This window comes from Chitinophaga sp. 22620 (assembly GCF_052044405.1).
Taxonomy (GTDB): domain Bacteria; phylum Bacteroidota; class Bacteroidia; order Chitinophagales; family Chitinophagaceae; genus Chitinophaga.
In genome coordinates this window covers 1,034,597-1,046,910 of the sequence record NZ_JBQEMV010000001.1, presented here as the reverse complement: position 1 = coordinate 1,046,910, position 12,314 = coordinate 1,034,597, and the positions used below count along the sequence as shown (strand labels likewise).

Annotated in this window: 10 protein-coding genes; 9 read left to right on the top strand and 1 reads right to left on the bottom strand. The window is 48.7% G+C overall.

All coding sequences use genetic code 11. The annotated features are described in order from the left end of the window. The first annotated feature begins 53 nt into the window (after positions 1 to 53). The 7 genes from ACTJIK_RS04495 to ACTJIK_RS04465 all read left to right on the top strand — a co-directional run bounded on the left by ACTJIK_RS04495 (position 54) and on the right by ACTJIK_RS04465 (position 8,931). A complete protein-coding gene (locus tag ACTJIK_RS04495; RefSeq protein ID WP_440645155.1) occupies positions 54 to 1,343 on the top strand; it encodes a lipopolysaccharide biosynthesis protein in 1,290 nt (429 codons plus the stop codon). An 18-nt stretch (positions 1,344 to 1,361) separates the two neighbouring features. Further along, entirely contained in the window at positions 1,362 to 2,345 is a 984-nt protein-coding gene (locus ACTJIK_RS04490; protein ID WP_440645154.1) for a hypothetical protein, read from the top strand. A gap of 6 nt (positions 2,346 to 2,351) precedes the next feature. Next, a complete protein-coding gene (locus ACTJIK_RS04485; RefSeq protein WP_440645153.1) occupies positions 2,352 to 3,473 on the top strand; it encodes a glycosyltransferase in 1,122 nt (373 codons plus the stop codon). Between the two features lie 19 nt (positions 3,474 to 3,492). Further along, the gene (locus tag ACTJIK_RS04480; protein ID WP_440645152.1) at positions 3,493 to 5,772 is read left to right on the top strand and encodes a DUF4838 domain-containing protein; all 2,280 of its coding nucleotides are present in this window, start codon (positions 3,493 to 3,495) and stop codon (positions 5,770 to 5,772) included. A 155-nt stretch (positions 5,773 to 5,927) separates the two neighbouring features. Beyond that, positions 5,928 to 6,527: an acyltransferase gene (locus ACTJIK_RS04475; RefSeq protein WP_440645151.1), complete on the top strand. Its 600-nt coding sequence runs from the start codon at positions 5,928 to 5,930 to the stop codon at positions 6,525 to 6,527. Positions 6,528 to 6,564: 37 nt separating this feature from the next. Next, on the top strand, positions 6,565 to 7,704 hold the full coding sequence (locus tag ACTJIK_RS04470) for an NAD-dependent epimerase/dehydratase family protein (protein WP_440645150.1): 1,140 nt from the start codon (positions 6,565 to 6,567) through the stop codon (positions 7,702 to 7,704). Between the two features lie 12 nt (positions 7,705 to 7,716). Continuing rightward, on the top strand, positions 7,717 to 8,931 hold the full coding sequence (locus ACTJIK_RS04465; RefSeq protein WP_440645149.1) for an O-antigen ligase family protein: 1,215 nt from the start codon (positions 7,717 to 7,719) through the stop codon (positions 8,929 to 8,931). On the opposite strand, the gene ACTJIK_RS04460 is transcribed toward ACTJIK_RS04465, so the two are convergent. Next, on the bottom strand, positions 8,932 to 9,621 hold the full coding sequence (locus tag ACTJIK_RS04460) for a class I SAM-dependent methyltransferase (RefSeq protein WP_440645148.1): 690 nt from the start codon (positions 9,619 to 9,621) through the stop codon (positions 8,932 to 8,934). 176 nt (positions 9,622 to 9,797) lie between these two features. Here ACTJIK_RS04460 and ACTJIK_RS04455 point away from each other — a divergent pair, with 176 nt between their 5' ends. After that, the gene (locus tag ACTJIK_RS04455; RefSeq protein ID WP_440645147.1) at positions 9,798 to 10,610 is read left to right on the top strand and encodes a glycosyltransferase family 2 protein; all 813 of its coding nucleotides are present in this window, start codon (positions 9,798 to 9,800) and stop codon (positions 10,608 to 10,610) included. An 85-nt stretch (positions 10,611 to 10,695) separates the two neighbouring features. Continuing rightward, entirely contained in the window at positions 10,696 to 12,282 is a 1,587-nt protein-coding gene (locus tag ACTJIK_RS04450; RefSeq protein ID WP_440645146.1) for a hypothetical protein, read from the top strand. Positions 12,283 to 12,314: the final 32 nt, after the last annotated feature.

Sequence of the window (12,314 nt, the reverse complement as noted above, 5' to 3'; positions counted from 1 at the left end):
CCAACCGAAATATCCATTTCTAACTGGAATTGCTTCCATCGAGTTAGTTAATCATGAAAATCAACGTTAAGGAATTATACAGCAATCCGAGGATAGTCTACGTATTACTAAACATATCTCTAAGCGGGCTATCGTTTGTGCGTTCCTTTATCAGTATTAAATATCTCGATTTTTATGAACTGGGGCTTCTTGGCATCGTACAGATTCTAATAATGGTCATGGCCATGCTTCAATTAGGTATGGTCACCGGTGGCTATAAGGCTTATTCTATCACTCCGGACAGCCGGGAAATCAACAATACCATCACTTCGTACATTATTGTTATGCTGGGCATTTCGCTGCCTGTCATCACAATGGCCGTTCATTCCGGCGACGCGGCCGTCCATATTACAATACTTGGTATTTTGATAGGCGCCATCGGACTTTATAACAATTGGCTTACCTGCATGATGCTTGCCAGGGGGGACATCAAGTCTTTAAATGCAATTAATCTGGTCTCGGCACTGGCATCCTTTTTAACCCTGCCCACAATCATTTTCCTGAAGTTATACGGCGCCCTCCTGGGAACTGCTACCGCATCAACAGCGTTTTGTTTGATCGCCTTAATCAAAGTCCCGTATCTGCGCCCATTCCGATTCACCATGAACCGGGATATGATCAGGAGATTACTCTATTATGGGTTTGTACCTTATCTTACTACAACTTTTTTCAACATCAACGTACAAATTGAAAGGTGGGCCATTGTAAGGGGCCTCGGAATTGAGGAATTAGGCCGGCTTTCCCTGTGTGTCATCATTTCAGCAGCCTTTATGATCGTTCCTTCCTCGATCAGTAACCTGTATTTCCCATCTGCCGTGAGGTCGTTTGCCGAGAGTAACTACACGCTGTTCAGGAAGGTAATGAAAAATTATATATTGATCGTTGTCAGCTACAGCACGGCGTTTGTAGTCGCTACCGTCTTATTGGTGCATTTGCTGGTCCCTTTTTTCTTCCCAAAACATATACCGCAGATACATCTTGTCTATTGGATGCTTCCATCACTGTTCTTTACCGGTGTCAATACCGTTCTGACAATCATTTTTAATGCTGCTTTCAAGTACCGCGCTATCATTACGGTGAATGTGATCGGGCTCCTTTGTATGCTGGGTGGCGTTATTGGCATCCTGCAGCTGCAGCATGTGCAATTACACTATTTTGTTGCTGTGGAATCTGCTGTTGCCTTTATTTCGTTCATGGCCGCACTTGCTGTTTACCTGAAGATCAGGAAACAGCTATACAAGTCAAAAGAAAATCGGAACCAGGTAGATGTAATGGAGGATGCAGCAAATATGTCTGATATTTAACAATAATTGAACTGATGTATGGAAGTATTGAAAAATAAAAAGATACTATTTATCGGCCCGGTATTCTACGACTACCATCTCAGGATCTCCAATGTGCTCAATGCCTATGGAGCGGAAGTGCATTTCATACCGGAACGGGAATACGGCCGTCTTTACAGGGCTTTCGGATATATCAATAAAAATATTGCATACGCATATTCAAACATTTACCTGTCAAAAAATATACAGGCTGTAGCAGACGGCGCTTCGTTCGATTTTGTTTTTGTCATTCATGGCGAAACCATCACGGAAAAGATGCTTGCCGGCATGAAAAAGCAGTTCCCGAACGCCCGGTTCATCAATTATCACTGGGACTCGCTGAAGTTCAACCCCAGGGCCGCTTTGCTGCTTGACCAGTATGACGCCGCCTATTCTTTTGACCGGGAAGACGTAAATACCTTCCCGTTCGTTCATTATAAGCCGCTCTTCCACAACAACGAATCTCCCATCGTGCCGGTCCCGCAAAAATATGACATGTTGTTTATCGGCGTCGAATATAGCGACCGTTACTCCCTTATCAGGAAGTTGGAAAAGGAGGCATCGCGGCTCGGGCTCGCTTGCAGAGCCATGCTTATTACCAGCAAGTTTTCTTTTTACCGGAAAAAACTGCTGCACTCCAAAATATATAAGGACGCCCGTGCCAGCGACTTCGTTTATGAGAAAATTCCATACGCCACTTTCCTTCAGCTGACCAACGAATCTTCCGCGATCATAGATATCAATTTTGAAGGGCAGGCTGGATTAACCATGCGTACCATAGAAGTGCTTGCGATGGGCAAAAAACTCATTACCACTAACTTTCAGATCATGAAAGAGCCGTTCTACTCAGCGGATAATGTGCTGGTCATAGACCGGCATCAACCTGTCGTCGATCCGCAGTTTTTCAAACGGGAGGCAAAACCGGTGGACATGTCTGCCTTGTTATTAAAGAACTGGGTGCTGGAATTCTTTATAAAACGGTAACGCGAAATGCAAAAGCAAAAGAAAATACTTTTTATTTCGGCATTCCCGCCCGGCGACAAAACGGCGGGGCAGAACTATACCCGCCTGCTCCTGGAAGACCTGGCAGGTCACGGGCATAAAATAGATGTGTGTGTGTTTAAATATGCCGATCACCAGTATGCGCCGCAGCACTCCAATATAAACGTCCTGATGGTCCGTCCTCTCGGAACAAAAAGGAAACTGCTCAATATCGTCAAGCTGCCAATGCTGCATCCATTCTTCACTTCACGCCTGTCGCTCCGCCTTATATGGTTCATAAGCCGCAACAGCAGCCGGTACGACCTGGTATACCTTGATTTCTCACAGGTGTTCCTGTACGGTCTGTTCATTCCCCGTTCCCGGCAGTACCTGATGCTTCACGATGTTATTTACCAGAAATATGCCCGGAAGACCGGTGCGCTACAATCGGCGGCTTCAAAATGGATCTTCCGTTCGGAGAAGCTGCTGCTTTCCGGCAAAAGAAAAACGCTGCTTACTTTCAGTGAAAAGGACAGGGAACTGATAAAGACCTGGTATGGAAAAGATGCAAAAGTAGTAAGCCCGTTCCTCGATCCCATGATCCTGGACCTGGAAGAAGCAGACTTCACCGAATCGGACTATTTCTGTTTTTATGGTGCATGGAACCGCAGTGAGAATACAGAAGGGCTGCACTGGTTCTTCGAGCATGTTTACCCGGGCCTTCAGTCGCGTATCCGCATCAAGGTGATCGGGGGTGGCATGAGCGCGAAAGATAAAGCGGTGTTCTCAACAATACCGGGGGTGGAACTGTTAGGTTTTGTAGAAAATCCTTATCCGGTTCTCGCGGGAGCCAGGGCGTTGATCGCTCCTCTGTTCCAGGGAGCCGGTGTAAAATTCAAGGTACTGGAGGCCCTGGCCTGCGGAACAACCGTGGTAGGCACGGAAATTGCCCTGGAAGGAATAGCTGCCGACCTGGGTGAAGAATTGATCAGATGTACTACCGGACAGGACTTTATCACGGAAATCAATAAGCAGGCAGCAGCTTCCCGTACTGCTGAAGAGAAGATCGCCTTGCATAGGAAGACCATTTCCATATATACCCGCGACCGCTTCTCTGAAATGCTGGGATAGAACTATATAAATTAATACTATGGTAAGCCAGGCATTTAAATTTTCTTTTTTGCTGCTGGTAGCGTTCAGCTGCCAATGCTGCCTCGGGCAGTCGCTGAAGTTGGCTGATAACGGTCAATCATCCTACTACATCGTGATCCCCGGGAATGCTTCCGGCATGGAAAAAAAATCCGCGACGGTATTGCAAAACTACTTTCAAAAAGTGACCGGCGCGAAACTGGATATCAGGGAAGAAAGCAGCCGCGATGCTGCTGTGATCGCCATCGGCAATACGAAATTTGCGGCGGCGGCTGTCAAGACCGACAGGCTCAAAGAAGACGGCTATGCAATCGTTAATCAGGGGAAAAACCTGGTCATTGCAGGAAAAGGCGCTAAGGGTACCTTATATGCCGTATACACGTTTGTTGAAAAGTACCTGGGTTGTCGTAAATGGTACACAGGCGCCGCACAGGCCCCCCGGATGAAAACGCTTTCCATGCCCGCAGGCCTTGCCCTTTACGAAAACCCCGCCTTCGAATACCGTGAATCATATTTCCCGGGCATTTTTGATCCGGAATATGCGGACTGGCACAAGCTGCACCGGTTTACCGAACAATGGGGCCTATACGGCGATACTTACGAAAAGCTGGTGCCTGCAGCCGTTTATTATAAAAGCCATCCGGAATATTTTGGCATGATAAAAGGCAAACGTTTACCCAACCAGTTATGCACCAGCAACGATGAAGTTGTGAGGATCATTGCTGATTCGATACGCAGGAAAATGCAGCGCAACCCCAATGCGATATATTGGTCCATCAGCCCTAATGCGGGGCCGGGTTACTGTGAATGCAACCTCTGCGCACCGGTCACCAAACGCGAAGGATCAGTTGCAGGTAACCTCGTACTGATGGTCAATAAGGTTGCCGCCCAATTCCCCGACACCAAGTTTACTATCCTGGCTCACGGCTATACGCAGCTGCCGCCGAAATACGCCAGGCCAGCGTCCAACGTAATTGTGCAGCTCACCAGCCTGAATGTAGACCGCCTGCTGCCATTCACCCAATCTCCATCCGGCAAAAAATTCACGGCGGACCTCGCCGGCTGGAAAAAGCTTACCAGTAACATTTACATCTGGGACTATTGCGCCCAGTTTACAGCCTTCCTTGCACCTTTCCCGGTGCTTCCCGTCTATCAGCCCAACCTGCGGCTTCTGAAACAAAACATGGTGAAAGGCGTACTGGAGCAGGGCAGTGGCCCGGGCTACAGCGATATGGCGGAACTGAAAGGATATGTGCTTGCAAAGTTGTTATGGAACCCGGACATTAATGTGGAACAACTGGTGCAGGAATTCACAGAAGGATATTACGGCCCCGCGGGCCAGTATGTGCGGGCCTATCTGACCGCAACCAGGAATGCGGCGGTAAAAACGCACGCCACATTGGATATCTTCGGCAACGTGGCCGATGGGGCCAATACATTCCTTTCCCCGGCTTATCTGGACCAGTACAATGAGCTGCTCGCCAAGGCGAAAAAAGCGGCAGGGGCGAATACCGGCTTACTGCAGCGGGTGGGCTCCATCCAGCTTGTGCAGGATTATACCTTTCTCCACCAGGCCCGTTATTATGGCAGGGGAAAACGGGGCATATATGGAAATGGGAATCCCGCCGCCAGCCAGCGGAGCGCAACACCAGGCGCAACACCAGATACCCTGCAATCCGTATTAAAAAGATTCCTCGACAACGGCGTAAAAGTCGGGGCTGTGCAGGTCGCCGAATTCGGCCTGTCCCCCGGAGCATATGCTGCGGAGGTGAAGCATATCCTTACCACGCCCGTCAAGCAGAATCTGGCGATAAATGCAAAGGTTTCACTGCAATACCCTTATGTAAAGCGGTACGAAGGAAAAGGCGCCGCAATGCTAACTGACGGGGTGGCGGGATTGGGTGATTTCTCCTATAACTGGCTGCAATTCAGCCGCAACCCGATGGTAGCGACCCTTGACTTAGGTAAGCCGCTGAAAGCAGATTCCATCCAAACGACGTTCATTTACAGCCCGGATTTTAATATGTTCCTTCCTTCTGTTATTAAAGCAGAAGTCTCTATGAACGGCCGGGACTATACTCCCCTGCAAACGATCAAGGTGCCCCCGCCGGCAATGCTGGACCGGAAAATCCGACCTGTTCCATTCAAAATGGCAACAGGCCGTAATAACCAGTTCCGGTTTCTCCGGCTAACCGCTGAGCCGCCGGCCAGTTTCCCGGACTGGGCCAAGGCTCCGTCAAAATACCCGGTGATCGGGTGCGACGAAATCTGGGTATACTGAAAACTGTTTTGTTGATCCGGTTTTTGTTTTGTTTCTGTAACTTGTGCCCTGAATATGAGGGATAACATCTGTATATATATTAATTTGATCCTAAATGAGCGTAATGCATTAGCCCGGGCTTTTTTTGGGATTTTACCAGGGCAACTAAGTGTACAATGCTGAGATCTTTACTGTACAGCCTGGACGCCCGGCTAAATTACTGGGCGGGCAAACGAAAGTTCAGACATATTGGCCGTAAGGTCCGTATCATATGCCCGCTGCGCATTACCGGCCACGGCAACATCTCGCTGGGCCATGAGGTGATCATCAACTATAAAACCTGGCTGGCTGCCCACCCCCTGACGGGCATGCCGGATTGCCTGCTGGAAATAGGCGATGGCTCTGTGATCGGCAACTTCAACCATATTTATGCCACGCACTCCGTCAGGATCGGCAAAAACGTATTGACCGCAGACAAAGTTTATATTTCCGACAACCTCCACCAGTACAGGGATATCCAGGTACCGGTAATGCACCAGCCCGTAGTGCAGAATAAGGCCGTTTCCATCGGCGATGGCTCCTGGCTGGGGGAAAACGTCTGCATACTCGGCGCCAGGATCGGGAAACAATGCGTCATCGGCGCCAATTCGGTGGTGATGAGCGATATACCGGATTATTGCGTAGCAGTGGGCTCTCCGGCCAGGATCGTAAAAAGATATTGCCTGGAAGATAACACCTGGAAAAAAACCACGCCGGACGGCGCCTTTATTGAATAACCCGCGCCGGCAAAAAACTTCAAAATCAGAAAACATCATGAATAAAATTCTTATTACAGGCGGTGCGGGATTTATCGGTTCCAACCTGGCAGTGAAACTCCTCTCAAAAGGTTACCAGGTGACGATCCTGGACAATCTCTCCCCACAGATCCATGGCCAGTCCCCGGAAACCGCCTCCCCCCTGTATTTATCCATCCGCGATAAAGTGACCCGGTTCATCAAAGGAGATGTTTGCGATCCTGAAACCGTTAAGGAAGCGCTTGCAGGCCAGGACGCGGTCATTCACCTGGCTGCGGAGACCGGCACCGGCCAGTCCATGTACCAGATCGAAAAATATACACAGGTAAACATAGGCGCCACCGCGCTGATACTGGATAATCTTACCAACCACCCGCACTCCGTAAAAAAAATGATCATCGCGTCGTCACGGGCCATATACGGTGAAGGGAAATACCTGAGCGAAGAACTGGGGCCCGTTTACCCGGAAGCCAGGCCCGCGGAAGAACTGGCGAAAGGTAAGTTTGAAGTGCAATACCCGGGGTGCAGCAAGCCGCTGCAGCTGGTGGCAACGGACGAAGATTCCAAAATACACCCCACATCCGTTTATGGGATCACAAAGCAGAACCAGGAGCAGATGGTGATGACCGTTTGCAAGGCCATCGGCATTGCCCCTGTAGCATTGCGCTACCAGAACGTATACGGGCCGGGGCAGTCCCTCTCCAATCCTTACACCGGCATTCTTTCCATCTTCTCCAATTTGATCAAGCACAACAAAGAGATCAATATTTTTGAGGACGGCGAAGAAAGCCGCGACTTCGTGTACATCGACGATGTGGTGGATGCCACCATCCTTGCGCTGGAAAAAAAGGAAGCGGACGGCGAAGTGTTCAACGTAGGCTCGGGCGTGCCCACCAGCGTTATCCAGATCACCGAGCAGCTGCTGAAAGAATATAATTCCAGCTCCACTTACAGGATCAGCGGGAACTTCAGGATCGGCGACATCCGCCACAACTACGCCGATCTTACCAGGATCAGCCGCTCACTGGGATTCTCCCCGCAAGTGACCGTCCAGGAAGGAATCCACCGCTTTGCAAGCTGGGTGAAAGGCCAGCCTGTGCAGGAGGACAATTACAGTAAATCATTGAAGGAAATGGAGCAAAAAGGTTTATACAAATAGAAGCCGGCCGGCATGAAGAAAGCACTGTTATATATTACGCTGTTCCTGCTGATCCTCTCCTCCGGGGGAGTGATCCCCATTATGCTCGGCGGCGTGGTGTTTTTCCTGCTGATGCTGGCGTTATTAGCCGTCACTTTCATTGCTATCAACAGTTATGATGCCGGCGTGCTGAAACATGCCGGCACTTTCCTCTGCATTTCCTTACCATTACTGGTATTCCTGCAATTTTTGAATACGAGAGTGCTGATAGATGGAGAATTCCCTCATTTCCTGTTCCGTTTTTTTATTTCCTGGCTTGCGGTAATGTGCTTCAGCCTTTCCAGGCTCAACGCCCAGCACATGCTGTACCGTGTGCTCCAGGTGGTGGGCCTGCACGCGCTCGCATGTTTCTTTTTGCAGTTTGTGGTAACGCCGTTCCTTGTTCAGATCGAACTTAAAGATATCCTGAAGATCCACACCTTCCTCAACATCTTCTTTTACGAATCCACCCACGAGCTGGGCGGGCTGGAGCTGTTCAGGAACCAGGGATTGTTCTGGGAGCCGGGGGTACTGACTATCTATATGAACCTCCTGTTCTACATGAGCAGCTTTATCAAAAAAAATAAAATCACCTCCGTCGTTTCTGGCTTCCTGGTGCTGACCACTTTTTCCACAACAGGTATCATTCTGCTGGTGATGCAGATGCTCGTCCTCTATAAATCGATCATCCGGAAAAATTTCGTCTACATCCTTCCCCTCACGCTGATCAGCATCCCGCTGATACCGCTTATCGTGGACAATATCACTTCAAAGTTCCAGGAAGACAATGGGTCTTTTATCGTGAGGAGTTACGACTATCTCATTTCCTTATCGATCATCAGGGATCACTGGCTGACGGGGATCGGGTTTGGCACCGAGGTTTATGAGCAGGTGCAAAAAGCCAGCAGCATTTTCCAATCCTTGTCTATTATCGATACAAGGAGGAACTCCAACTCCATAACGGCTTTGTTCGTGGCATTCGGCATACCGTTAAGCCTCCTGGCGCTCCGTTTTTTATTCCGGCAGCAATTGCTATCCGGAAACCGCTGGCTGGTTTTTCTTATTCTGTTCCTGGGGTTGAACTCCGAACCACTTATCTTTACCGGGTTCTTCATGTTCCTGATCGTTTCAGGTGCAATCGGAGTGCGGGCCCGGCAAGCAGCACCAACCCTGCCCGCCCTCCATGGCACCATAGCCCAGGGCCGGTGATCAGCCCTTCAAAGCGATCACCACCGCGTTATTGGAAACTCTTTCTTTTCGCGAATTGTATCTTTCGATGGAAGCGGAAAATCCCACACTGTTCAATCTGTCCACAATATCTGCTCCATAGGTACGGAACGCCAGTACACCGTTGCTTCCCCTGATGCGGTCTCCGTGATACTCCGGCGGAAGCAGGTGCTCGATGCTTCCATCTTCTTTTAAAACAGCCCGTTCAACAGTTTTGTCTGTATCCGCCAGGGGCACCGTAAATACCAAATGCCCACCGGGTTTCAAAACCCTGTAAACTTCCCTGTATCCTTTAATATCATCAGGAACGTGCTCGAACACTTCTGTGCTCGTAACAACGTCAAAAGACGCATCCCCAAAAGTCAGGCGCTGCACGTCCTGGCACTGGACGCCTGCTTTATAAGCCCCGGGCTCTACGTCGTCGTAATACTCCGAATATTGCAGGTTCTTGTATTGTTTGCTGAGGTAATTAAAAAATGCCCCGCGCGACGACATCTCATAAACAGCGGCATCCGCTGGAAGCGCGCCACGCCCCCTTATATCGGCAAACGCCAGGCCCAGCGCCCGGTGAATCGGCGTCGATCTGCAAAAGATACACCTTTGCCCAAATTGAGTAGAGTTGATCTTAATAATAGGCCCATTACATAAATTGCATTTGCCGGAAATGAACATAGTACAGAATATATGATTAAAGTTTAAAATCTTACCTTGCGCTAAAAATTTAGCGGAAAATTATTGAAAATAACAAGAATTCCTGCAAATGTTTTCAAATCCTTCCATGTAATTATGAATTAATAAATTTGCACAATTATTTTTGAGACCATATGCCACAACTAGCATGTTCGATAGTGCTTTACAGAAATGATGAATCGATCAGACTTCTTTTTAACAAGCTGCTGAGCACAAACCTGGATATACAGATCTACCTGGTAGATAACTCACCCACCGATGCGTTAAAAGGCATGTTCTCAGGGGAAAATGTCGAATATATATTTAACAATGCTAATATCGGTTACGGCAGCGGCCATAACATCGCCATCAATAAATCCAGGGCGGCCGGCATACCATATCACCTGGTGGTGAACCCTGATATTTCATTTGAGAACGGCACGCTTGAACATATCCATGCGTTTATGGAACAAAACCCTGATACCGGGCTGGTGATGCCAAAAGTATTTTATGAGAACGGCGAAATACAGCGGCTGTGCAAACTGCTGCCCACGCCGGCGGACCTGTTCTTCCGGCGATTTCTTGCCAAAACAAAATGGGGGATAAAGATCAACGAAAGATATGAGCTGCACGATTTCAATTACGATTCCATTTTAAATACACCCTGCCTTTCCGGCTGCTTCATGTTCATCCGCACACAGGTGCTGGAGAAGTCCGGGATGTTCGACCCCAGGTATTTTATGTATCTCGAGGACTACGATCTCGTAAGACGGATACACCGGCATGCAAAGACCGTATTCCTGCCCGACGTTTCCATCACCCACGGTTTCCAGAAAGAATCCTTTGTCAACAAAAAATTGCTGAGGATCCATATTCAGTCGGCCATCAAATACTTCAACAAATGGGGCTGGATCTGGGACGTTGAACGGAAAAGGTTCAACAAAGAAGTGCTCAGACAGGCAGGCGCCGGAAAAAAGACGTATAATCCGTAATAAGCTGCGCTTCCCTAGATGTTTATATATTTGCATATCCTTTAAAGGCATAGTTTTTGCCTTTTCAAAACCAAATTTCTCTTGAATGAAGCATTTCCATTGGATAACGGCATTCATTATGCTGGCTGTTCCTGCCATGGCTCAGGAAAAATTACCCGTCATAACCCCTTACCACTCCCAAAACATACGGGAGTTGTACCTCGACTCCGTCAATCATCATACCGCGCTCAAAACTATTCTTCACGAAGATAGCAGCGCGCTTTACACACAAACCGACAGCGTGAAAAGAAGCTGGTTCCACCGCAAGCTTTTCAAAGAACACCTCTTTGAATTCCGTGAACCCGACTTCAATGTATTTATCGACTTCCTGCCCGATTTCCAGGTAGGCCGCAGCAACCAGGACAAAACACTCTGGCTGAACACCCGCGGCGCCACCGTATTCGGCAACATCGGCAAGAAGTTCTACTTCGAATCTTCCTTTTATGAGAACCAGGGCGTGTTCCCTGTTTACCTGGACAGTTTCGTAGCTAAAAGGAGAGTGATCCCAGGCCAGGGGCTGATCAAATACAATGATGTGATCGGTAAAAGTTATGACTTCTCTTATGTGAATGCCCTCATTTCCTATACGCCCAGCAAATACGTGAATTTCACGCTTGGCTACGGCAACAATTCTTATGGGGACGGCTATCGTTCCATGATCCTCTCAGACATCGGGTTTAGTTATCCTTATCTGAAAATAACCGCCAACCTTGGCCAGTTTCAATATACGTCCATGTGGGCACAGTTCATGGATGTTTCCAGCAGATCGTTCAATCAGGCTTACGAAGACCTGGGATATCCCAAAAAATGGGGAGTATTTCACTTTCTCGACTGGAACGCCACCAAAAAGCTCACCATCGGCCTGTTTGATGCAGTGATCTGGGCAGACAGCGATTCGCTTGGACGTAAAAGAGGCTTTGACTGGACCTATCTCAATCCCATTATATTCCTGCGCCCTGCCGAATATTCCGGCGGCTCGTCAGACAATGCGATGGTAGGCATGAACATCAAGTATAAGCTATTCCCCAAAGTAACTGCCTATGGCCAGCTGGTGCTGGATGAGTTCAAACTGAAGGAATTCTTTGGCGGCGACGGATGGTGGGGCAACAAATGGTCTGCCCAACTCGGCTTCCGCTCCTTCGATCTTTTCAAAGTCAATAAACTGGACCTGCAGGGCGAACTGAACGTTTCGCGGCCATATACATACACCTTCCGCAACGGGCAGGGTAACTACGCGCATTACAACCAGTCTCTCGCACACCCGATGGGCGCCAATTTCCTGGAAACACTTGGCATTGCTTCCTATACTTTCAAACGCTGGTATTTCCGCGGGCAGGTACAATATGCACAGTATGGGCTCGACTATACGAAAGCCATCAGCATGGGCCAGGATATCTTCAAATCATATGACCTGAGAACCAGCGACTACGGCAACAAGATGTTCCAGGGTCTCAAAACGGATTTCCTTTACGGCCAGGGCACCATCGCATTTGTGCTGAACCCGAAATACAACCTCCGCCTGGAAGCTTCCGTTGCCGGCCGGCAGGAAAAAAACAATCTGTATACCAATCGTGAGCTGATCTTCTCCTTTGGTCTCCGCAGCACTTTCCGTCAATTCTATTACGATTTTTGATCATAACTAGCACTATTCGTCCATGCCGGTGT